24 protein-coding genes are annotated in these 21,819 nt (G+C 43.1%); 7 read left to right on the top strand and 17 right to left on the bottom strand.

Features of this window, described 5'->3' with window-relative positions; all coding sequences use genetic code 11:
- Positions 1–83 precede the first annotated feature (83 nt).
- From MHH46_RS13325 to MHH46_RS13315, 3 genes are read right to left on the bottom strand one after another with little or no spacing between them, the layout of a single operon-like run.
- Entirely contained in the window at positions 84–2,222 is a 2,139-nt protein-coding gene (locus MHH46_RS13325) for a M56 family metallopeptidase (RefSeq protein ID WP_256717166.1), read from the bottom strand.
- A complete protein-coding gene (locus MHH46_RS13320) occupies positions 2,125–2,325 on the bottom strand; it encodes a hypothetical protein (RefSeq protein ID WP_254848950.1) in 201 nt (66 codons plus the stop codon). Before MHH46_RS13320 ends, MHH46_RS13325 begins: the two co-directional genes overlap by 98 nt.
- The gene (locus MHH46_RS13315) at positions 2,309–2,686 is read right to left on the bottom strand and encodes a BlaI/MecI/CopY family transcriptional regulator (protein ID WP_076189933.1); all 378 of its coding nucleotides are present in this window, start codon (positions 2,684–2,686) and stop codon (positions 2,309–2,311) included. Before MHH46_RS13315 ends, MHH46_RS13320 begins: the two co-directional genes overlap by 17 nt.
- A gap of 203 nt (positions 2,687–2,889) precedes the next feature.
- Here MHH46_RS13315 and MHH46_RS13310 point away from each other — a divergent pair, with 203 nt between their 5' ends.
- The 5 genes from MHH46_RS13310 (at position 2,890) to MHH46_RS13290 (ending at position 7,960) form a co-directional block, all read left to right on the top strand.
- Complete coding sequence (locus tag MHH46_RS13310) at positions 2,890–4,380, top strand: 4-hydroxyphenylacetate 3-hydroxylase family protein (protein WP_076190163.1); 1,491 nt, start codon at positions 2,890–2,892, stop codon at positions 4,378–4,380.
- A gap of 214 nt (positions 4,381–4,594) precedes the next feature.
- Positions 4,595–5,254 carry a response regulator transcription factor gene (locus MHH46_RS13305; protein ID WP_076135640.1) on the top strand — a complete coding sequence of 220 codons (660 nt, stop codon included), beginning with the start codon at positions 4,595–4,597 and terminating at the stop codon, positions 5,252–5,254.
- Between the two features lie 73 nt (positions 5,255–5,327).
- The gene (locus tag MHH46_RS13300; protein WP_405132610.1) at positions 5,328–6,629 is read left to right on the top strand and encodes an ATP-binding protein; all 1,302 of its coding nucleotides are present in this window, start codon (positions 5,328–5,330) and stop codon (positions 6,627–6,629) included.
- A gap of 60 nt (positions 6,630–6,689) precedes the next feature.
- Positions 6,690–7,502 carry a hypothetical protein gene (locus MHH46_RS13295; protein ID WP_076189931.1) on the top strand — a complete coding sequence of 271 codons (813 nt, stop codon included), beginning with the start codon at positions 6,690–6,692 and terminating at the stop codon, positions 7,500–7,502.
- Positions 7,503–7,540: 38 nt separating this feature from the next.
- Positions 7,541–7,960 carry a PilZ domain-containing protein gene (locus MHH46_RS13290; protein ID WP_340397985.1) on the top strand — a complete coding sequence of 140 codons (420 nt, stop codon included), beginning with the start codon at positions 7,541–7,543 and terminating at the stop codon, positions 7,958–7,960.
- 133 nt (positions 7,961–8,093) lie between these two features.
- On the opposite strand, the gene mnhG is transcribed toward MHH46_RS13290, so the two are convergent.
- The 7 genes from mnhG to MHH46_RS13255 all read right to left on the bottom strand — a co-directional run bounded on the left by mnhG (position 8,094) and on the right by MHH46_RS13255 (position 14,678).
- On the bottom strand, positions 8,094–8,492 hold the full coding sequence (gene mnhG, locus MHH46_RS13285; protein ID WP_076126049.1) for a monovalent cation/H(+) antiporter subunit G: 399 nt from the start codon (positions 8,490–8,492) through the stop codon (positions 8,094–8,096).
- A complete protein-coding gene (locus tag MHH46_RS13280; RefSeq protein WP_036686407.1) occupies positions 8,467–8,760 on the bottom strand; it encodes a Na(+)/H(+) antiporter subunit F1 in 294 nt (97 codons plus the stop codon). The genes mnhG and MHH46_RS13280 overlap by 26 nt, the downstream gene beginning before the upstream one ends.
- Entirely contained in the window at positions 8,760–9,233 is a 474-nt protein-coding gene (locus MHH46_RS13275; protein ID WP_076126047.1) for a Na+/H+ antiporter subunit E, read from the bottom strand. Before MHH46_RS13275 ends, MHH46_RS13280 begins: the two co-directional genes overlap by 1 nt.
- A gap of 4 nt (positions 9,234–9,237) precedes the next feature.
- Complete coding sequence (locus MHH46_RS13270) at positions 9,238–10,716, bottom strand: Na+/H+ antiporter subunit D (RefSeq protein ID WP_076189930.1); 1,479 nt, start codon at positions 10,714–10,716, stop codon at positions 9,238–9,240.
- A complete protein-coding gene (locus MHH46_RS13265; RefSeq protein ID WP_036686402.1) occupies positions 10,713–11,048 on the bottom strand; it encodes a Na(+)/H(+) antiporter subunit C in 336 nt (111 codons plus the stop codon). Before MHH46_RS13265 ends, MHH46_RS13270 begins: the two co-directional genes overlap by 4 nt.
- Positions 11,048–13,912, bottom strand: coding sequence for a Na+/H+ antiporter subunit A (locus tag MHH46_RS13260; RefSeq protein ID WP_076190162.1), 2,865 nt, complete (start codon positions 13,910–13,912; stop codon positions 11,048–11,050). The genes MHH46_RS13265 and MHH46_RS13260 overlap by 1 nt, the downstream gene beginning before the upstream one ends.
- Before the next feature lie 127 nt (positions 13,913–14,039).
- Complete coding sequence (locus MHH46_RS13255) at positions 14,040–14,678, bottom strand: universal stress protein (RefSeq protein WP_232061321.1); 639 nt, start codon at positions 14,676–14,678, stop codon at positions 14,040–14,042.
- 345 nt (positions 14,679–15,023) lie between these two features.
- On the opposite strand from MHH46_RS13255, the gene MHH46_RS13250 reads away from it, so the two are divergent.
- The gene (locus MHH46_RS13250; RefSeq protein WP_076126043.1) at positions 15,024–15,356 is read left to right on the top strand and encodes a helix-turn-helix transcriptional regulator; all 333 of its coding nucleotides are present in this window, start codon (positions 15,024–15,026) and stop codon (positions 15,354–15,356) included.
- 51 nt (positions 15,357–15,407) lie between these two features.
- On the top strand, positions 15,408–15,944 hold the full coding sequence (locus MHH46_RS13245; protein WP_076183573.1) for an SRPBCC domain-containing protein: 537 nt from the start codon (positions 15,408–15,410) through the stop codon (positions 15,942–15,944).
- A 63-nt stretch (positions 15,945–16,007) separates the two neighbouring features.
- On the opposite strand, the gene MHH46_RS13240 is transcribed toward MHH46_RS13245, so the two are convergent.
- From MHH46_RS13240 to MHH46_RS13210, 7 genes are all read right to left on the bottom strand, one after another.
- Positions 16,008–16,760 (bottom strand): alpha/beta hydrolase, encoded by a 753-nt coding sequence (locus MHH46_RS13240; protein WP_081387721.1) that lies wholly within the window; start codon positions 16,758–16,760, stop codon positions 16,008–16,010.
- Between the two features lie 11 nt (positions 16,761–16,771).
- Positions 16,772–17,572 carry an alpha/beta hydrolase gene (locus tag MHH46_RS13235; RefSeq protein WP_076189929.1) on the bottom strand — a complete coding sequence of 267 codons (801 nt, stop codon included), beginning with the start codon at positions 17,570–17,572 and terminating at the stop codon, positions 16,772–16,774.
- 19 nt (positions 17,573–17,591) lie between these two features.
- Positions 17,592–18,596: an iron ABC transporter permease gene (locus MHH46_RS13230; protein WP_076126226.1), complete on the bottom strand. Its 1,005-nt coding sequence runs from the start codon at positions 18,594–18,596 to the stop codon at positions 17,592–17,594.
- 25 nt (positions 18,597–18,621) lie between these two features.
- Positions 18,622–19,629 (bottom strand): FecCD family ABC transporter permease, encoded by a 1,008-nt coding sequence (locus MHH46_RS13225; protein WP_370510681.1) that lies wholly within the window; start codon positions 19,627–19,629, stop codon positions 18,622–18,624.
- A 22-nt stretch (positions 19,630–19,651) separates the two neighbouring features.
- Positions 19,652–20,668 carry an ABC transporter substrate-binding protein gene (locus MHH46_RS13220; protein ID WP_076126035.1) on the bottom strand — a complete coding sequence of 339 codons (1,017 nt, stop codon included), beginning with the start codon at positions 20,666–20,668 and terminating at the stop codon, positions 19,652–19,654.
- Positions 20,669–20,887: 219 nt separating this feature from the next.
- Positions 20,888–21,340 carry a hypothetical protein gene (locus MHH46_RS13215; RefSeq protein WP_081386290.1) on the bottom strand — a complete coding sequence of 151 codons (453 nt, stop codon included), beginning with the start codon at positions 21,338–21,340 and terminating at the stop codon, positions 20,888–20,890.
- 27 nt (positions 21,341–21,367) lie between these two features.
- A complete protein-coding gene (locus tag MHH46_RS13210) occupies positions 21,368–21,706 on the bottom strand; it encodes a helix-turn-helix domain-containing protein (RefSeq protein ID WP_076126032.1) in 339 nt (112 codons plus the stop codon).
- Between the last annotated feature and the right edge of the window lie 113 nt (positions 21,707–21,819).

Genomic DNA, 21,819 nt, shown 5'->3' with positions numbered 1-21,819 from the left:
CTATCGGCGCGTACTGGCTGCTTTTAGTTTCAATTCGCTAGTAATGGTCTCTTCAATAATACGGTACAGACCTTGAAACTTAACTATTGATACGGGTCAGGAATTTCCTCCCACTGACCAGTAAAGACATCTACTTTAATCGTGAATTCCCTGCTTCCTTGCCTAACATCACTGAACAAATAACCATCCCCGATAAAGCCTGAAATCAAGTCCGTATCTGTTGGCTTGAAACCCTCTGTATCAAAGATTGGTTGGAGTAACTTATACAGTTCCTTCTGGTATTCTGTACCGTTAGAGATGTTCCACAGATCTATCGCTTCTCGGTTTACAAGACTTCTCAGTGGACTGCCAGAAGTTACGTCATGAACCGTTCCGGTAAGCGGATTTATTTTATAGCTATTGCCTTCCCCTACGCCATTCAGTGGATCTATATCCACCCTATACTGATCTCCGTCTTTGCTAAAGGTCCAACCACTTGCCGGAAGCTGTTTTTCCATCATGGACTTGATATCCTGTTCACTGAGTGGTGGAGATATAAACGATCCATAGTACATCTGTGCGCTCTCAAGGGTCAGATTCTTCCCGTAAACGGCAATAACGTCGAGCGGAAACTCAGACATAGACGCCGCACCGGACATATGGGCTACAATTTGGTCATCTATCAGTTCGTATGAAACTATAGAGCCAAATCCGACCTTCTCTCCCCAAGCTCCATCCGTGTAATCATACACTTTGGTCAAATGCTTTCCGTCCAGTTCAGCAGATACATAAGTGTGGTTATTTCGATGTGTAATGGATGATTTCAGCTTCTGATTCAACGTTTCGATCGGATCTTCGACCACAAGCTCTTCCAAGCTAGCAGGCTGGAGCACATGAATCTCACTCATAGAAAGTCCAGTACCCGTGCCGGTCGTAATGCGTATGAAAATTTCTTTAGTTCCATCTCCGTTCACATCTGCTTCTTTAATCAATGGAGGCCGAGTTTTATCTTCTCCTGCATTCCACAAGAACGTACGGCTTACTTCACCACGCACATCTACCGTGACTTTATGCAAAAGTGTATTCTCCCCAGTGGGATTAGCAGATACCGTGATTCCGTTTTTTTCCGCCAAAAGAGTGCCTTTAACCCCGGAAGCCGTTGTATTTTTATCCTGCACTTCTGCCTGAAAAGTAGCAGGAGCGCTCATTGCCGGAGCTGATGCAGAATTTAGCTTTGCTCCTGTAAGGGTACAGCCACTTAAGATCATAATTACAGCGAGGCCCAGCATTGAGCTTTTTGCCGTAAATTTTTTGTGCCTGGTGATCATAATAATCCTTCTTTCCATTTCCTTTTTACTGCTTGAAATGCCAGCTGTACCTGCCAACCGGATCGGATCGGGTAAGGTTTCTAACAATTTGAGAAGTGTCAAGGCATAACTTCTGTGGCAAGCCGGTTCAAGATGCTTCAAGGCCAGAGCATCACAGGCAACCTCTTGATCCTCTTTCATTTGGCGTACGGCATACCACAACAGAGGATTAAACCAATGCATGGCCAGCAGCAGACCTGTCAGCAGATTTAGCAAAATGTCATGGCGCTTCACATGTGCCAGCTCATGAAGGAATATATGACGGAGTCCGTTCGTCTCCAGAGTGTGTAAAGTAGAGGTGGGCAGCAGCAACTTGGGCCGCATAACGCCAAGTAGTGTCGGTACGGCAATCTGCTTCGTCCCGATCAGCTTGACTGGGCGACGCACCTGCATTTCCTGCTTACAGGATTCGAACAACCGTTGGACTTCTGAGGAATGAATCTCCGTTTCCTGTCGAACCCGTGCGGTAAATCGCAGTTGCGCTCGAACCGACATGCCCAGCACCACCGCCGCTCCGCCAAACCACACCAAAACCAGTACATGTATCGGCTCCCATCCTGAATCGGTATGCGGATTGACTTGTGCCACATCATCCGATGTCGATTCTCCCGGCAAAGGTCCACTTTTTGCAATTCCAGTAACTGACGCCGGTTCCTTTTCCCCTCCGGTCAACTCTGGGACATAAGTAAAGCCAACTTCCGATTGCGCTGACGGAATAAAGGAACTCTGCGCCGTTTCTTTCTCCAGCGGTAACAGATTAAAAATACTAAATGTGCTTTCAGGTGCCCAAGGTATAACCAGCCTCACGATCAATGGTATCCACAGAAGATACGTCCATGTAGGTTTCAGACGATCCTTGAACAGGAAGCGGGTCAATAAGATCAGCAGAGCCAGCACGCTCGCCATGGCAGACAGCGACAATACCTTGACGAACAGATTGTATGCAGCTTCCAGCAAGCGGCTCAGTCCTTTCGTTCATCCAAAATTCTCTTCAGTTCTTCAATATCTTCCCGGGACAACTTTTCATCCTGCAAAAAATTGACCAACATCGGGCGCAGAGTTCCACCGTAGATCCGCTTCAGAAAGGATCTTGTCTCCGATTGGACACATTCCTCTTCCCGCACCAGCGGATAATACGAATACACCCTACCTGTCTGGTTATAACCAATAGCCCGTTTCTCTGTCAGACGCTTAATCAACGTCCGTACCGTCTTTGGGTTCCAGTCCCTGTTGCCTTCTAGTGCTTCAACAATCTCACCTGCAGTGCGTGGGGCACTTGCCCACAGCACCTTCATCACTTCCCACTCGGCATCCGAGATCTTTGGAGTTTCCGTAGACATCATTCTATCCGCCTTTCTTTTCTCCGTATGACTACACTTGTAATCCAATATCCAAAATATACAAGTCAGCATCGTTTATGTCAACCCTAAACTCCCAGCTCACCACGGTTTATGGACAATGTACACGGAGATTCATGATTACGTACATTAATAGCAATAATACGGCTTTATTAGTCAAAGATGACTTCAAAGAGGTGGAACCTATGCCTATAAAAACAGGTAATCAATACATCGAACGAATCGACCGGCAAAAGATCAATATCTGGTACAAAGGAACACGTGTTGAAGGTCCTTTATCCAAACACCCTGCCTTTCAAGGTCTCATACAAACACAAGCCGAAATGTATAACATGCAGTGTGATGAACGTTATTCGGCGCAGATGACCTATCCTTCACCTGATACTGGAGATCCGGTTGGTTTATCTTTTCTTCCACCCAAAAATGCTGAAGATTTAGAACGCCGGAGAAAAATGATTGAACTCTGGTCCAACAGACATCACGGATTTTTAGGACGTTCCCCCGATTATATGAATACGGCCATCATGTCTCTGTTCACAGCTGCTGATATCCTTGAGGATCATAATCCGAAATATGCTGAGAACCTCAGAAAATACTATGCCTACTGTCGAGATCATGATATTACCTTATCCCATGCTTTCATTCAGCCTCAAGCCAGCAAAATATCCGGCCAGATTGATGCTACTGAGGATTCTATCGCTGCAAAAGTCGTAGAAATCATTGATCAAGGGATGTTTGTTACCGGTGCTTTTATGATGGCAACACAGGGAGCTACCTGTGATGAAATGCTTGTATTCCCGACTCCCTCACCCTCACTTGTGGATGATGATAATCCCTTTGCATTTGCCTTTGCGGTGCCTAATGATCTGCCTGGAATGACTTTTTTTTGCCGTGAAAGCTACGCTGCCTCATCTACTTACGACCATCCGTTAAGTTCAAGATATGAAGAAATGGATACCCTTGTTATCTTTGACCGTGTACTTATCCCTCATGATCGTATATTTTATTATGGCGATGAGAGGTACTGTTCCCGATTATTCGGCGAGAGTAACTTTCATACGCATATGGCCCACCAAATTGTCACCCGCTATATTGCAAAAACCGAGTTTTTTCTTGGTATGCTAGAGTCTTTGGCGGAAGAACAAAATGCTGTCCTTGAGGCCTACACGATTTTGCCTATTTCCAGAATATTAACCTATTTAGAAACTTTCAAAGCCTTAAGACTTGCAGCGGAAATAGGGGCTTCGCTCGACAAATTTGGATATCTCGTTCCAGATAAAGGTCCACTGTTGGCTTCAACCATTCACTTTTCAGAGTTTTATCCAGAGATGGTTGAAATGGTTCAAAACCTCAGTTCAAGCGGGCTCATCATGATCCCCTCTGAAGCCGACTTTACATCAAGCGCTGGTTCGTATCTTTATGAGTATTTGAAGGGAAATGTCTCGGATGCGTGGTATCGAAATGCCTTATTCCGGCTGGCTTGGGAACTAGGAGCGGGTGCATTCGGAGGTCGTCAAACCCAGTTTGAGCGGTTATTTTTCGGCAACTCCCAAACAGTGGCCTGGCGTATGTACAACAGCTATGATAATCACGAGTATTTTCGTCAAATCGTTCACGAATTTATTGCCCCTGATGCCCACTTGTCTAAGTCAACAACAGATGGAATTTCCAATTAATCAAGAGTTGCGAAGGTTTATAATGATGTTTTTCAGGATTGATTAAGAGACTGCTTCCGCTCTCTTTTTCAGTCCTTTTTGAGCTTTATCAACAAACCAAATTAGGAAGAACTAGATGCTTTTTCATACCTGCACTGGACAATTCTGTAATAAGTTGTTTATAGTTTATTAGCATTAGGAAGTGATTTGCTAGCTTAGGAGGGAACAATGAACTATGGGCCATATCATAGTCGTAGAAGATGAACGTGCAATCAGTGACTTAATTACTATGAATCTAAAATTAGTCGGACATACCTATAGCAAGGCTTATCGCGGGCTGGAGGTTATTGAACTGCTGGAACGTGAAAAGGCCGATTTAATTCTGCTCGATATAATGCTGCCCGAACTGGACGGTTTTGAGATCATGCAGCGGATTGCTCACTTACAAATTCCGGTGATTCTGATCACCGCAAAAGATTCACTGGCTGATCGCATCAAAGGCTTTGAGCTGGGCGCCGATGATTATATCATTAAACCTTTTGAAATCCTTGAATTGTTGGCAAGAATCAATGTGGTGTTACGCAGGAGCGAAAAAGGCATTTCCAATTTTCTCTGTGAAAACGTTGAGGTACGTTATCTTGAGAGGCTTGTGATGGTGGATCAGATACCCGTAGATTTAACCGCTAGGGAATTTGAGCTGCTTGAGGTCCTTATCCGCAACAGAAATATTGCTTTATCAAGGGAAAAGTTGCTGGAATTAGCCTGGGGCTATGATTTTGAAGGAGATACCCGTACCGTAGATGTTCACATCAGACAGCTGCGCAAAAAACTAGGCTGGGAAGAACGAATTAAAACCGTATTTAAGCTTGGTTACCGCTTGGAAGTTCAGGTCTAGTATGAGATTCTGGCATAAAATTCTGCTGTCAGTCCTCGCTTTCTTCATCGTCGCCCTAGATGTGAGTGTAATCATGATTATGAAAAAAAGCTGGCAGCTGAACATGGACAGCGAAATGCAGCGTGCTTCAAGCGAACAGCTATTAATTGCAAACAACATTTATGAAAATCTTGAATCGATTCAGACCCGTGGGGCCACACTTACCTCTACTTTAATCTCAAGTGTGGCTCAATCCTATGGTGAATTTTATCATAAGCAGGGAATCGGACTACAGCTCTGGGAGAATGACCAGCTGGTTTATCCGAATGCCGGAGTCCCATCAGTCTCAACACCGGAGTCACATTCTATTCAACTCTCTACTGAACTCCCTGCTCCCTATCAAGCTTTGTCGATCGTTTATCAACGTGATATCAGTGACCTGTATGCTAAGCAGCATGAGCTGAACCGTTTTTTTGTAATGATTAACTGGATTATCGGTCCAATTCTGCTCCTATTACTCTACTTGCTGATCCGGCAGTTGACCAAACCACTTAAACAGCTTTCAAAGACTACAAAAACGATCGCTGAAGGCAAATATACCGAGCGCGTGCAGTTGCGCAGTAAAGATGAATTTGGTGAGTTAGCCCTGAACTTTAACCGAATGGCAAACGCAGTGGAGCAGCACGTGATCGAACTGTCTAATATGGCCGATGAAAAGCAGAGAATGGTCGATAACCTCGCCCACGAACTGCGCACACCTTTAACCAGTATGCAGGGATTTGCTGAATTTCTGACTTCCGCAAATATAGGCCAGGAAGAACAGCAGATGGCTGGTCAATATATCCTTAGTGAAACCTTACGCCTGAAGAATTTAGCCTTCAAACTGCTGGATTTGTCCGTCCTACGGCATCATCCTCTGACTCTGAAACAAGTAGACATATCAGATTTGTTCAAATCGGTTAAACAGATTGAGCAGCTTAAATTGGACGAAGCAGGCATCAAACTAGAAATGGTTTATTCCATCCCTGCGGTTTGGGGTGATCATGATCTGCTAACTTCCTTCTTGGTTAACCTTGTCGAAAATTCCATTCATGCATCTCCGCAAGGGAGCACCATCCGCTTGCTTGCCTATGTATTGCAAAATGAAGCCATATTGGAAGTATGTGATTCAGGATTTGGGATGACACCGGAACAGAGCGCGCGTGTATTTGAACCCTTTTATCGAGGTGAAAAATCGCGCACACGCGAATACGGGGGTGCGGGTCTTGGTTTATCTTTATGCAAGCAAATCGCAGATGCGCATCAAACTAGAATTTCACTCAATTCTACTTTAGGTCAAGGAACAAGTATCCGCATCTTTTTACAACTCCATAACATCTGTTCACCTACTCTATAACATCTATAGTTTAAGGTTAGGAAGATTCAGCATCATCCGAAGCAAATGGAGGTTATTCAAGTGAATAACAAAAAATTCCCCACTACTTTAGCTGTACTCCTGTTCTCGGGGAGTCTGCTAATCGTCAGTGCAGTCATTCAAAACACCACCCATTTAGCTTTAACCAGCACCAAAACCCAAGGGATGAAGTTGGAAGCACCAACGCCGGTGTCCTCCACAGTGAATGACGATCTACAACCGCAGATGAGTCCTAAAGAAATACAACCCATTAACAATTTCATAGACATGGCTGGTCATGAGACTTCTGAATCCAAACGGACCACTGTCACACCGCCTGCTGCAGGGAATTTGAGTCAGACTGATGCCGTTATTCTTGCTGCTACAAGCGTACGCAAATTATTCGATGTGGATATTGCCAAGCTGCAGATGCGGGTTATTCTGAGTGATACCCGAACCTCGCTGCCGTGGACATGGGCTGTACATTTCAGTCCATATAACGCCAAGACCCTAGAAGGGCAAGGTAAGGAATTCTGGGAATATGATGTACTAATTGATCCCATAAACGGTATGGTAGTGAACACGACCGCGATTAATATTGCTCTGAAAAGAACACCAATTAGCGCTTCTGCTGCCAGCACTATCTATAAAGATGCCCGTTGGATCAATGCGGCCATAACTATCCTTACAGATAAACAAAAAGAAAGCCGGAAAATTGCTACAGCAACACTGATCAACACTGACACCAATGATAAACGCGGCATGGTCGCTGTTCAGATGATGCTGGAAGATGGCAGCAGCTACACGGCAGAAATGCGTTATCCTGATCAAAGTCTGCGCTGCCTTACCTACGAGACTGCTCAAGTAGTGAAATAAATCAAAAATTGAATCAGCTCTTCACTAATCCTACTTTTATGTCGATAATTTATATTACATGGAAAAGTATGGAGGAGCATATGAACACTAATCGCAGAACCGAACCTTTTCGATATACCCTTAAAGAACCTGTAACATTTGATCTTCATATTCTTACTATTAACGGAATTCAGGTTCCTTCCAAGCCTGTAAGGGCTGTATTGTTCGACATCAGTCGATCGGGTTGCCACTTATCGTTACCCCTCAATATCAACCCAGAAAATAACCTAGTACGCATTGGCATGGAAATGAATCTTACGGATGAATCTATGTACATAGAAGGAATATTGAAATGGAACAAAGAACAACAAGGCAGTTTCCACTACGGCATTCAATTGGACATCCCTGAGAATGATGGTGATCGACTCCCAAGGGTACTTCGCATCCTTGCTGGAGAAGGCAAAATATTAGTTCGTTAAGATAACAAAAAAGAGTAGTTTTAATCTAAAAAAGCAACAACCCCGCGTTTTCATGCAGGGTTGTTGCTTTTTAGCTATTGCGATCCAAACTTATTGTTGTAATCCGAAATCGCAGATCACCATTTCATGGATTTTATTCTTGAGGCACATCCCGTTCAGGGGATGCTGCTACAGCTTTTTCTTTCTCCAGTACCTCTCTTAAATCATCTTGAATTCTGCGATTCCATAAGGGAACCCCTGAGCGATAAGCAGCTCTGCCCGTCAAATGCGCAGATAAAGGTGAGGTCATAAATACAAAGACAATCCCCAGTAGCAGCTTAGCACTTATATGATCTAGAAAAAATGCAAAATATAGAAAGGCCCCGCTCAGAACACATAAAACACCAAGGGTGGCACTTTTGGCAGCAGCATGTGATCTCAGATAAACATCAGGCAGCCGAATCAGACCATAAGCACTTACAGCACTAAGCAATGCCCCCATCAGTATTAATAAGGCAAACAGCAATTCACCGACTGTCTTGATCATTTCCATGTTCAAGCACCACTCCCCTTTCGATGTATCTGGCAAATGCCGTCGTGCCGATAAAGGAAAGAATGCCTATTAACAAAATAATTTCGATAAAAGCCTGCGTTCGGAGTAAAACAGAAAGAACGGCTACCATGGCTAACAGATTAATTCCAATCGTATCCAGTGCCGCTACCCGGTCGGGCAAAGAAGGTCCCTTCAACAACCGCCAGGCACATACACCAATCGCCAGCGCCATAATCGTAAGCGAGAGCATAAGAATAAAATGGATCATTAACGGGTCACCTCCAATATCGCACGCTCAAAGGTGTCACGGATATTCGCTCTGAACTGTGCGGGATCCTCAACATCCATGGCATGAATATACAAAGTCCGGTTATCATCCGATACTTCAAGTACCACAGATCCGGGAGTAAGGCAGAGCAATGTGATCAAAGTAGCCACTTCCCAATCCGATTTCAGCTCTGTAGTATATTTCAAGATTGCTGGACGTATATTAAGCTCCGGTCTCAGAACAGCTTTTACTACTACATAACTTGAAACGACCAGTTCCCGCAGCAGCAACAGGATTAGCTTAATAATTGCCCACACTTTTCCTAGATATAATCTGGGCCAAAAACGTCGCATTCCGAGCAGAATGAGGATACCGATCAAGAAACCAATGACGAAACGTGGCCCAGTCCAGTCATTGTGCAGGAACATCCACAGGAATGCTATCATGAAATTCAATAATAGTTGAAAAGCCATAGTATCACTCCTTCATGACAGCGTTAATGTATAGTGCTGGATCAGCCAGTACAGCTCCGGCTTGGCTGACAAGTCCGTTTACCGTCTCCGCACCCACACCCATCAGAATTACAATTGCGAACAGAACAGCTGCCGGTGCCATCATAGCTTTATAATGAAGCGGTTTGACTTGTTCTTCCCTTTTCTCGCCACCCCAGAACACTTGCTGGAATACCTTGATCAAGGAATATAACACTACGAAGCTGGATGCAAGTGCAATCAGCGCCAGAGCCACGTGATTCTCGCCAAATCCACTCCGCACCATCATCACTTTTCCAGCGAAACCACTAAGGGGCGGAACACCAACCAATGCCAAAGTTAGTACAAAAAACATCCAGCCGGTCCACGGATAACGTCGGATTAAACCACCCATTTCTTTTAAGCGGTCAGTGCCTGAAGCTGAGATAATCATCCCACCCAGAAAGAATAATAATGCTTTGGCAACCATGTCATGCATTAAATAAAACACTACACCATTTAACGAATCCTGAGTCGCGACAGAGATCCCAAAAGCAATAAATCCTACACTGATGATGATATTATAATTAAATATTCGGCCCAAATCGTTGTATGCCAATGCCCCGATTGCCCCAAGTATCATCGTCGCCCCCGCCATCCAGGCAATCAATGTATGGGTGAGTCCCGGTTCTTGAATAAAAATCAAAGTAAAGGTACGAGTAATTGCATACAATCCGACCTTGGTTAGCAAAGCCCCAAACAGGGCTCTAACAGCCAATGGTGGTGCACTATAAGAATCGGGAAGCCAGAAAAAGAGCAGTAAACCTGCCTTAATCGAAAATACAATTAGCAGCAGGACCGCAATGACGTTCATTACACCGCCTTGTCCCGCCTCTGCTACACGCATAGATAGATGCGCCATATTCAGTGTTCCTGTCGCGGCATATAAATAAGCAATCGTCGCCACAAACAAGGAAGAGGAAATCACATTAATTAATACATACTTTAATGTCTCTCGCAGTTGACCCTTGGACCCACCAAGTACGATCAAAGCGTAAGAGGCAACTAACAGCACCTCAAAGCAGACAAACAAGTTAAACAGGTCCCCGGTGAGGAAAGAGCCAAATACCCCGGTTAATAAAAAATGGAAAAACGGATAGTAATAAAACCGTTCCCTGTCTTCCCCAATGCTAGCGAAGGAAAAAAACAGACAAGCCGCGCCAACAATGGCCGCAGTCAAAACGAGCAATGCCGAAAACATATCGGCAACAAACACAATGCCATAAGGTGGACGCCATCCCCCCATATATAAGGTCTGGATACCGTTTGTATTTACCTGATACACAATGAATCCTGCAACAAAGATATTTACAAACACACTGACGGCACTTATGATTCGTTGCAGACGTACTCGTTCTTTCAAAAAAATGAGTATAACTGCCGTAATGGCCGGAATCAGCAGAGGCAGCACTAACAAGTTGTTCATCGTCTCTCCTCCTTGGTTCCTTCCACATCATCGGTACCCGTCGAGCGGTAAGTCCGGTATGCCAAAACAATAAAAAATGCTGTTACTCCAAAGCTAATTACAATAGAGGTCAAAATGAGCGCCTGCGGCAAAGGATCGACATAAGCTTCCGCTTCCTCACCCAGCAATGGTGCAGCACCTGTCTTGAGGCCAGACATTGTCAGTAACAACAAATGAACGCCGTGCGTTATTAAAGTGGTTCCCAGAAGGATGCGCAGCAAGCTTTTGGAAAGAACTAGATAAACACCTACGGAAAACAGTACACCGATCGCCAGGGCAATAATAAGCTCCATTAGCTATCCCTCCCGATCGTAAATATGATATTCATAGTGACACCAATAACAGCTAAGAAAACACCGAGATCAAAGAACATTGCTGTGGTCAGTTCTGTTTTGCCCATAAGTGGCAGTTGGAAATAGCCAAACGCTTGGCTCAGAAAAGGTACATCGAATAAAAACGAACCTATTCCTGTAAGAAAAGCTACAGATACCCCAACCGCGATTAACTTACGATAGTCGATAGGCAATACCTTCTCAACCATATCAATCCCAAAAGTAATGGCGAGCAGTACCAATGCGGCTGATGCCATCAATGCTCCAATAAATCCGCCTCCCGGATTATTATGTCCGGCGAAAAACAGATAAAGCGAAAATATTAATATCATAACGAAGGCTACTTTAGCTACCGCTTGTAGTAACACATCATCACTTACAGAAGAACGTGGTTTATTATCCTTCACAGCCCGCTTCAGTGGGGCAATAGTTCCATCCGTATCCAGCTGCAGTTTGATCATGGAATAAATAGCAAGTGAGGCAAGGCCAAGCACTGTAATTTCAAACATGGTATCAAAGCCGCGGAAATCAACGAGCAGAACATTAACAATATTTTTACCGCCACCCAAGGTATAGCTATTCTCCACATAATATTTCGAGATGGATTCGAACGGACTACTGCCTAAAGCAGCAAGTGCAACCAATGTCATAGTTATTCCCATCCCGATGGAAATAATTAGCTTAGGCAAGCGGGACCGAAGTTTGAGCGGCTCTTTCTCCAGCTTAGGCAAATGCCGAAAACATAGCAGGAACAATGTAACGGATACTACTTCGACAATCATCTGGGTAAGCGCCAGATCAGGTGCCCGGAACAGAACAAAGAGTAAAGTAACCATATAACCAACCATTCCTGTTAACAAAATGGCTGTGATTCTGGAACGAACAAAGGGGATAGCCAAAGCGCCCACAAGCATAACCATAACAACAATAACTTCAAACAAAGAAAACGGAGCATATTCAGTTGTCCCAAGCGTTATTCCATCGGTATACCACACGGCTCCACCAATGGCTACGATCAGGAAAGCGAAGATATACATCAAGTAATGGCGCATGGAACCTGTCATATAGGTGCCAGTCAACGCCCTAGACGATTTCTCGACCAGCCGGATTACTCCGTCATAGACTTGATTTAAAGTGTAGCCACTGCCCCATTCTTTATCGACCAGACTCCAGCGGCCATAGATTCGGTATACAATAATACCAAGAATCACAACACCAAGTGTCATCCATATTTCTGGTGTAAAGCCGTGCCAGAAATGAATATTCACAACAAAGGGTTCTCCGGTCTGCAAGATAGGGTGAATAGCATTCATTGCAGGGATAATAAGTGTTTTGGATAATATATTCGGGAAAAAACCGATAAATATAGACAGCACTGCTAGCAGGCACGGGGCAAGCAGAAGTCCAAATGGGGCTTCATGCGGTTTTTTGTCCAGCTTCTCAGGCTGATATTTTCCGAAAAAGGTGTGGAAAACCAAAATCATACTGTATGCAAAAGTAAACACGCTGGCAATCCAGGCCAAAACCGGGAAGAGCGTAAACAACGAGGGAATAGACAATATATCTAGGTTTCGGATATTCAGAACAGCCGTAAAAAACATCTCTTTACTTAAAAACCCGGAAAATGGCGGCAAACCAGCCATCGAGAAACTGCCGATCATCGCTACCGTAAAGGTAACCGGCATAATGGAAATCAGTCCGCCCAGCTTTCGCAGGTCGCGGGTACCCGTCTCATGGTCAACTATACCGACCATCATAAACAAAGAGCCTTTAAAGATGGCATGGTTAATAAGGTGAAAGATAGCCGCTGTTGTTGCAGCAGTGTAAAAGACTGAATCTTCCCCTACATAAAATGCCGCTGCCGATCCCATTCCCAGCAATCCCATAATCAGTCCAAGTTGACTAATCGTTGAATAGGCTAATAGAGCCTTCAGGTCCGTCTGCTTCATCGCCTGGATGGAGCCATAAATCAAGGTGATCAAACCGACGCCTGACACAACCCAGAACCACTCATATTGCCCCGCAAAAACAGGGCTGAAACGGGCGACAAGATACAATCCAGCTTTAACCATCGTTGCCGAGTGCAGATAGGCGCTGACGGGTGTCGGTGCCTCCATGGCATCCGGCAGCCAGATATGAAACGGGAACTGAGCTGATTTGGTGAAGGCGCCTAAGAGAATTAGTAGCATCGCCGGAATAAATAAAGCATGCCCGCTGATATCGCCAACCTCACTCCAAATTTCCCGGATACTAAAGGTGCCTGTCATTACATAAAGCATTAAAAAGCCGGCAAACATCGCTAAACCACCAAATACGGTAATCAACATAGATTTGAGAGCACCATACCGCGATTTTTGCCGCCGATGCCAAAAGGCAATTAACAGAAATGACGAAACACTTGTTAATTCCCAAAAGCCATATAACACCATCAAGTTATCCGAGAGCACAACGCCAAGCATCGCCCCCATAAACAACATTAGATAAATATAAAAAGGGGTTAACGCTTCTTTTCGCCGGTCCAGATAATAAATTGAATAGATAATTACAAGACTACCCATCCCAGCGATTAGCAAAGCAAACAACAAACTTAATCCATCCAGATGGAAAACCAAATCAATTCCTAGTGAAGGAATCCATGAAATGGTTTCATATCCCAAATCCCCACCTTTAATAACGGGAATCCGGGTTAAGAAATAAACAAACAAAACGAGTGAACCAGGGAAAACAAGCCATCCTCTATGAAGGTTGGGTGCTCTCTTGGACAAAAGTGCGATTACTAAGGCCATTAGAAACGGAACAAGTATGATTACATGCAGCAAAGGCAGTCCTCCTTTTCCACTTGAGCTTATCAAGTTGTGAACTTTAGTACTTACTTTTTTACCAAAAGCCAAAGATCATATGATTGGTAGGGCCTTTTATACAAGGCCCCAATGTTGATAAGGGCAAGCCCGATTATAAAGAATCGGTCAATGTGCCATCACAAATATGCAGATATCTAGCCTTTCCATCTTCTTGCTCAATTCTGAATAAACCGTTCTCAAATTCTGTGTGTAGTTCGTGAAAGAACTTTCCCTTAAGCGAATACTCTCCCTGAGGTTCATCACTGAGCTGGTACTCAGCCCCGTTTTTGACCAGGTAAGCGATAACGCCTTCCTCATGGGTTTCTTCCAGCCCTGCACGCATCCGCTGCACAGCCACGACATGCAGATCCATCATTTTCATTTTACCAATGAGTTCATTGATGAAATTACGTTTGGTAAGCTCCTGCCACCGAGTTTGAGCAGATTGTCCAATGACGATCTGTGTAACCTCATTCTCTTCAGCAACTTCTACAATAATATCTGTTGTTTTTCGGCCTTCACGTTTCCGAATGATAAACTCTGCGCCAGCTTCATCGGCAAGACGTTTCCAGACCGTCATATACATTTCTTTGCTCTGATTATATTCATCAATATCCGAACTATCGACATTTAATACAAACAATGGCGCCCCTATAATTTCAGATAGTTGGACACCACGCCGGATTAAACGCTCCCCATGCGGACCATAATGAACACAAACCATAATCTTTTCATTGTGTATGACCTTCACCCTCCTGTAACATGGCCAAGAAATACAAAAGGAGCCCACTGGCGTTAGGCCCCTTGCGTAATTCTAAAACCCGATAAGTTATACTTAATTATATCTATTCCTATGTTTTTTGTAAAGTTTGTTGGTTATCATGGAACATATTTCTTTTTAATGCTTGTATCATGCCCTTCTCTAGCAGTTGTCATACAATGGTTATTATATATTCCTTTACAGGAATATTCCCTCCGTGGTATATTATCATCACAAACAGGAAATACCAAAAAGGAGGCGCTATAGAGCCGCTTAACCACAGTATGTCATAATAGAGATACGAATGAATTTAATGAATCGAAGTGATCCTTGTTTATGAATACTAACGTTATGAGTGCCTTAGCTGAGCCCCACCGCATGCAGATCGTTGAACTATTACGCGAGAATCCTCTAACCGTTGGGGAGATTGCAGAAAGTCTTCAGCTACGGCAGCCTCAAGCGTCCAAGCATTTGCGCGTCCTTAGTGAAGCGGGCTTAATTGAAGTTCAAGCTGTTGCTAACAAGCGCATTTGCAAGCTCCGTCCTGATCCATTTAAGGAAATAGACGATTGGTTAGACTCCTACCGCCATATATGGGAAGAACGATACGATCGACTGGATGATTATTTACAAAAGCTACAGAGCAATGAAAACAATAATAAATCATAGCCTCAGGTCGAAATTGGCAGGAAGCAAACAAATTTGAGGAGGATCTATCCCATGACAAATTCTAACCCGTCCAACCAAGTGGTATCCAAAGTTGTTGATGGCAACACATTAGTATTAGAGCGCGTATTCCAAGCTCCACGTGAGCTAGTATTCAAGGCTTTTTCTGAGGCAGAGCATTTGAAGCACTGGTGGGGTCCAAAAGGTTGGACGCTTCCCGTATGTAATGTCGATTTCCGTCCAGGGGGTACTTGGCATTATTGCATGAAGTGCGTGGATAAGAATCAAGGGGATTTCTACGGTATGGAGTCTTGGGGCAAGGCGTTGTATAAGGAAATTACAGTCCCAGAACAAGTCATTTATACAGATGGATTCTCAGATGCAGAGGGTAATATTTCAAAAGATTTGCCTGAAACGCTTGTCCAGCTAGATTTTATCGACCTGGAGGGTCAAACGAAGCTGGTGAATACCGGTAAATACACTTCTCCGGAAGCCTTGCAACAAGTGATTGATATGGGGATGTTAGAGGGGATTTCCCAAACCTTCGATAATTTGGACGCCCATCTTGAGAATTTACAGAAGAATAACTAGAGCAGCTATCACACGATAAGTAGGACGATGCAAGGATACTCTCTCCTGCTCGTCCTATTATGTTTATTTTGCAGGAAATAAGAACCTGATACTATTCGGAAAATATTGCAGGAAAAACGTGTCATTATGCGTGCCCAGCGGATCCGTCTCAAACTTCACTCGCTGATCCGTTCCAACAATCTTCTCTTTTAAAATATCATAAGCACGTTTGCTGTTAGGCACCATGTCCTTCTGGGCATTTGTCTTGTGGATCCCTTCCTGTTCACCAACATACATATAAATTCTGCATTCCCTATCTAGTCTTGAAGTCTCCATGAAATGAATGAAATCTTTAAACCATACAGACGCAGATATCAATATAAAATTTCCAACAGTAACTTCAGTCTTGTACATCGCATACAGACTTATTAATCCACCTAGTGAAACACCACCCAAAGCCAATTTCTCCGGCTCGTTGGAGATGCGATAGGAGCTTTTGATATAGGGTACAAGATCCTGATAGACATAATTCAAATAATCATCGCCCTTGCCCCCAAAGGACCAATCCTTAAAAAGAGCAGGCATTTCCCAAGGTGTATATTCATCATTCCGCAGCTGAGAATCAATCCCGATAAAAATAACCGGCTCTGTTACTCCCTCTTCTACATCTTTCTCTATAGCTGTAATCGCCTCTTTGAACAAAAAATCTCCATCCTGTAAGAAAACCGCTGGGAACATCCGCTCCGGAAATAGATGATATTCTTTCGGTAAATACACGGTAATCTGACGATCCATATGTTCAAAAAGCACAAGCTCGCCTGCCCTCATTTGCGTCATATCCCCACTCCTTAACAGTTCAGTACTCGAAACGCTCTACTCATAATCGTTGGTACTACAGAAGCGTGATTTTCATTGGGTGCGACATAGTGCTCAACCTCTAAATTAGGCAAAGCATACTCATTCAATTTTGAAAATAATATTGCTGCGTCATCGACCATAAACGATTCTTCACTTCCAACGGTAATCAATAACTTTGGTTTATCGGCCGTCAACTCTTGACCCTTGCTATAGAACTGCTCCGCATACGTCAGGATTTCATGATCATTCCACCAAATGGATGGACTAGAGGCCAAATAATACTGAAATAGCTCCGCACGAGTGAATAACGTCCAGAGGACAAATAAACCGCTGAGAGAGTGACCAAACAAGGCTTGTTTATACTGATCCACATTATATTTCTTATTGATTGCTGGCATTAACTCTAATTCTAAAAAAGCCAAAAACTTCTCAGCCCCACCATGTGGACCTATGTCAGCATTTTTCAATCGATCCGGATATACATACTGCTTCGCTGGAGGTGTGAAATCATAAAATCTTCTTTTGGAGACCTCTTCATCTGAACCATAATGTCCAATGCCAATCACAATTGCTGGTGCAATAAAAGTTTTCGGGGCATTTCTTGACTGCAATTTCACAACATCCCGACCCAATTGAAAATATGAATTACCATCGAGCATGTAATACACGGGGAAGCCCTTTTCTGGTGCTGCTTCTCTGGGAAGAGAAACCTTTATATCGTACGTGTGACCCATATACTGAGATTCAAGTTTCCATGATTCTGTGTGTTCGAGCTCTACTTGTGTTGTCATTTTTTCTGTACACTCTCCCCTACACTCTTGACTTTGCTAATAAATATAAGAAATAAGGAATTCCAATAATCGAAACGACTATACCCACGGGTAACTCTGCCGGCTGAAATATTGTTTTGGCAAAATAATCCGAGATCACCAGCAAAAACATCCCTACCACTGCACTGGATAACATAATATAGCGGTGATTAATCCCTACTAATCTTCTGGCGATATGAGGAGCCATCAAGCCTATAAAACTTATAGAACCGGATACAGATACACAAACACTTACGATCCCCACACTGCATAACAGAAAGATCAGCTTTTCTTTTTCTACAGAGATCCCTAAGCTCTTTGTACTGGAATCCTCCAATTGAAAATAATTGAGTAAATAGCTTTTTCGATACATTATAAATCCTAAAATAAGCACCCAAGGTGCGATCATAATGATATAAGTCCAGTTCGCGCTGTAAATACTTCCGACACTCCAAACCGCAGCCATCTCATAATCACTTGCATTCATTTTCAGAGAGATATACAACGACAACGCACCAAAACCACTGCTAATCGCGATTCCTGTCAAAATCAAGCGTTGCATATCGAGTGCACCATTCCGCCATGAAAAAATAAAGATAATGACAACTGCGGCAAGCCCACCTACAAAACCAAACAGCGGCATGGCTAGTATCGAGAACCAGCTTTCTTTAAAAAAAGTAACTCCCGACATCTGAAAGAAAAACATAAACGCAACGATGGCAGCTCCTGCGCCTGCATTTATCCCAAGGATACCTGGATCAGCCAGCCCGTTACGGGTAATCCCTTGAATGACAGTTCCCGCTATCCCCAGACCTATTCCTACTAATGAGGCAATAATGATCCGTGGTAACCGAAACTGAAAAATAACCAGGTCAAATTTAGCATTAGGATCTATTCGCAGCAGTGTTTTTATCACATCCATTACAGACATATCAAACACGCCATTCGTAAGATGAAAATATCCGGCCACAAGGGTTAACAGGATAAAAACTAATAGTGTCAGCATATAGCGGCTAAACTGTACTTTACTTCTATCCACGCTGCTCTCCCCCTTTAACCCGAATTAAATAAAGGAAGAAAGGGATGCCAATAAAGGCTGTTACAACACCAATTGGCGTCTCAAACGGAAAGTTAATATAACGGCTTAAGACATCGCAAAACGCTAAAAAAACAGCTCCAATCACCGCTGAGCAAGGAATGATAAAGCGATAGTCTATACCTACGATAAACCGTGTAATATGAGGAATGATTAGACCCACAAAGGCTATCTTGCCGACTAAAGCTACTGCTGTCCCGGTCAGACATATAACCGAAATAATACTGACAATTTTCACCCATTTTGTTCGTTGACCCAAGCTAATCGCGGTTTCATCCCCCAGGGAAGCAACCATTACTGACTTAGAAATACTAACCGCCAAGAGCAGTCCAACGATTATAAAAGGAACTGATAATATTAGCATATCTGGATTAACGGTATGTATTTTCGAGCTATACCAAACGCTAACATTTTGTGAGACTTGAAAAAACATCGCTACTGCTGAGGCGATACTACTTAAAAAAGTACCAATTACAGTCCCAATAATAGCTAACCTGACTGGTGATAAACCGTTTTTAACCAATGAACCAAATCCGAAAACCAAACCTGCTCCGATGGCTGAACCCACCATAGATAAAATAATCATCTGAACATTCGATAATCCCGGATAAAACACCATAGCCAACGTAATAACAAATGCCGATCCGTCATTTACTCCCATAATCGATGGTGATGCAAGATAGTTACGTGTAACCCCCTGCATTAACGCCCCTGAAACAGCCAGAGCCGCTCCAACTAATAAAGCGGCGATTACACGCGGAAATCTAGATGTCATAATAATGTTGTGGTCCACATTATTAGCATCGAAGTGTGTAATCGCCTGCCATATTGTCAATATTCCAATATCTTTAACACCATATAAGACGGATACAACCATTGCTAATACGATGAATAATGGAGAAGTTGAAAGGATCAATATAACTTTCCAATTTTTTGTATTCATCTTATTCATCGCACCTTCGGTTTTACTTCAACAGGTTTTCAATTGCCGCATCCAGGAATCTTACTTTAGACCAAGCCGTTCCACCTTGTGCCAACGGATCAATTGCATTTACAAACACATGATTATTTTTGACAGCAGTTACGCTTTTGAAGATCGGATTCTTGAGCAAATCATCAAGTGCTGTTGCATTATCAGTATTCTCACTAGTCTCAAACTGCAAGAAAATATAGTCCGGATTAATATCCGCCAAAGCTTCTAATGAAAGCTCTGCTTGTGCCTCTGTAGAGGAGATCACCTCAGGAATGGCAGCACCCAGATCTTCATAAATAACCGGATTCAAATAAACGCCAGCAGGATACACACACATACTGCCCTGACGAATACGAATGACTAGAATGGATTGATCTTTCAGCTTTTCTCCAATTTCAGCCTTTGCACCCGCAGCTTTAGATTCATAATCACTAATAATTTTTTCTGCATCTGTGGTCTTACCGGATAATTGGCCTAATAAGAGCAAGTTATCTTTCCAGTTTGTTGAAATATGTGAATAAGGAATCATCGTTTGAATTTTATTAAGTGCGCCGGCCACATCTTCCCCAAACTTGGAAGACCCTAAGATAACATCTGGATCCAGTTGCAGAATCGCTTCATTACTTGGAGCAAATTTATCCCCCACTAAGGATGCACCCGCTAGGTCAGTTGACAGATAACCTGGAATAGCATCAGCTATTGCAAGTACACCTACAGGTTTCACTCCCAGTATGGCAGCATCTTCCATAGATTCGAGACTTGCTGCTACAATATTATTAATCTTTGCAGGCACGACATAATCCTTGCCCAAATATGTAACGGTTTGTTCAGTGGCAACAGCCTCCTGAGCCGCATTTCCTTTGTTATTTGCAGTTCCTTCTGCTGCTACTGCAGCATTATTTGTGCTTTTTTCTGAAGCTGTCTTATCCTTTTCATTGTTACCGCAAGCTGCCAAACTCAAAGCTAATACTGCTGATACCCCAGCTAATAAATATTTTTTCTGATTCATAATCAATCTCCCCATCTATATTTTATTTATCATTCTTCAAACTAAAGTAATGATAATGAGAATCGTTATCATATTAAATCATATGAGAATAATTATCAATACTTTTCTTTGATTATATGAAATCTTGTAATTTTACAGATACGTTGAATGATTAGTGAACATGCAGAAGAACCCGCACCAACTGCGGGTTCTTCTGCACTATAAATATGAGTCCACTTTTTAATCTGCGTTATAAAACTCAGATAAGTCACGGAACAACAATCCGCACGCCTCTAGTCTATTAAGTTCCTCATCCACATCAGTGATCAAATTGCTTTCTCTCTCATGGGCTGTATTGATTAGCCACGGTTGTCCCTGTTTTAGAAAACAAAGATCATCAGGCAGCCTGGTCTGTACCCACGAGTACAAGCTGGTGGAATAGGATAAAAGAATATTGACCGCTTCAGGTGAACAATCAAAAAAATAAACATCTGCATAATGCCCCATAAGCCGAGTCCCCGGCCAATAGTCATCTTTTATGACCTTTTTGAGAAAAGGTTGCAGCTGTTCAAGCAGTTCATATCCTTCTGGCTCCAACTCCATCTGATCACGTTTTACTAGAATAAATTCATCACATACTTCCATAGCTACCTGTACCAGCGTCTTGTAGGTCTGACCCGTTGGTTCCTGCAAAATAGTATGAATAATAATGTACCCCCTCTACTTACTTGTATTATTCAAATATTCTTTATGCATCCTACCCCAGCCACACATGCTATCCAAAACTGTAATTAGGGATTTGCCATGTTCTGAAATACTATATTCCACCCTGAGTGGAAGCTCATGATAACTCACCCGGTCGATAAGCTGATCCTCTTCAAGCTCCCGTAATTGTTTAGCTAACGTACCTTGGGAGACATCTGGGATAATCCGTCTAAGTTCACCAAATCGTTTTGTGCCATCTATCAATAAAATAAATAAAATGAGCGGCTTCCACTTTCCACCGATCTTTTCAAGTGTTGTAAGAACCCCGGTTAATCTCGGCTCCAGCAAATCCATGCGATCCCCTCTTTCGATAGTTATATAACTGTATGTTCGAACCAGCTAGTACGAAAAATCGTACCTAGTACGAAAAAAGTGCGTACTGTGCAGGTTATATTTTATAGCTAATA

This window comes from Paenibacillus sp. FSL H8-0175 (assembly GCF_045040615.1).
Taxonomy (GTDB): domain Bacteria; phylum Bacillota; class Bacilli; order Paenibacillales; family Paenibacillaceae; genus Paenibacillus_AQ; species Paenibacillus_AQ odorifer.
Note: the sequence above shows the minus strand (reverse complement) of the source record. Positions and strands in the feature narration are given on the sequence as shown.

What these genes read in the sequence shown, in the direction of transcription:
- MHH46_RS13265 (WP_036686402.1), bottom strand. Translation starts at nt 11,048, where the DNA reads ATGGAGCTTATTATTGCCCTGGCGATCGGTGTACTGTTTTCCGTAGGT.
- MHH46_RS13275 (WP_076126047.1), bottom strand. Translation starts at nt 9,233, where the DNA reads ATGGCTTTTCAACTATTATTGAATTTCATGATAGCATTCCTGTGGATG.
- MHH46_RS13250 (WP_076126043.1), top strand. Translation starts at nt 15,024, where the DNA reads ATGAATACTAACGTTATGAGTGCCTTAGCTGAGCCCCACCGCATGCAG.
- MHH46_RS13320 (WP_254848950.1), bottom strand. Translation starts at nt 2,325, where the DNA reads ATGAACGAAAGGACTGAGCCGCTTGCTGGAAGCTGCATACAATCTGTT.
- MHH46_RS13270 (WP_076189930.1), bottom strand. Translation starts at nt 10,716, where the DNA reads ATGAACAACTTGTTAGTGCTGCCTCTGCTGATTCCGGCCATTACGGCA.
- MHH46_RS13280 (WP_036686407.1), bottom strand. Translation starts at nt 8,760, where the DNA reads ATGATCCATTTTATTCTTATGCTCTCGCTTACGATTATGGCGCTGGCG.
- MHH46_RS13240 (WP_081387721.1), bottom strand. Translation starts at nt 16,760, where the DNA reads ATGACGCAAATGAGGGCAGGCGAGCTTGTGCTTTTTGAACATATGGAT.
- MHH46_RS13290 (WP_340397985.1), top strand. Translation starts at nt 7,541, where the DNA reads ATGTCGATAATTTATATTACATGGAAAAGTATGGAGGAGCATATGAAC.
- MHH46_RS13310 (WP_076190163.1), top strand. Translation starts at nt 2,890, where the DNA reads ATGCCTATAAAAACAGGTAATCAATACATCGAACGAATCGACCGGCAA.
- MHH46_RS13245 (WP_076183573.1), top strand. Translation starts at nt 15,408, where the DNA reads ATGACAAATTCTAACCCGTCCAACCAAGTGGTATCCAAAGTTGTTGAT.
- MHH46_RS13230 (WP_076126226.1), bottom strand. Translation starts at nt 18,596, where the DNA reads ATGCTGACACTATTAGTTTTTATCCTGTTAACCCTTGTGGCCGGATAT.
- MHH46_RS13235 (WP_076189929.1), bottom strand. Translation starts at nt 17,572, where the DNA reads ATGACAACACAAGTAGAGCTCGAACACACAGAATCATGGAAACTTGAA.
- MHH46_RS13225 (WP_370510681.1), bottom strand. Translation starts at nt 19,629, where the DNA reads ATGAATACAAAAAATTGGAAAGTTATATTGATCCTTTCAACTTCTCCA.
- MHH46_RS13220 (WP_076126035.1), bottom strand. Translation starts at nt 20,668, where the DNA reads ATGAATCAGAAAAAATATTTATTAGCTGGGGTATCAGCAGTATTAGCT.
- mnhG (WP_076126049.1), bottom strand. Translation starts at nt 8,492, where the DNA reads ATGGAAATGATCAAGACAGTCGGTGAATTGCTGTTTGCCTTATTAATA.
- MHH46_RS13305 (WP_076135640.1), top strand. Translation starts at nt 4,595, where the DNA reads ATGGGCCATATCATAGTCGTAGAAGATGAACGTGCAATCAGTGACTTA.
- MHH46_RS13300 (WP_405132610.1), top strand. Translation starts at nt 5,328, where the DNA reads ATGATTATGAAAAAAAGCTGGCAGCTGAACATGGACAGCGAAATGCAG.
- MHH46_RS13315 (WP_076189933.1), bottom strand. Translation starts at nt 2,686, where the DNA reads ATGTCTACGGAAACTCCAAAGATCTCGGATGCCGAGTGGGAAGTGATG.
- MHH46_RS13210 (WP_076126032.1), bottom strand. Translation starts at nt 21,706, where the DNA reads ATGGATTTGCTGGAGCCGAGATTAACCGGGGTTCTTACAACACTTGAA.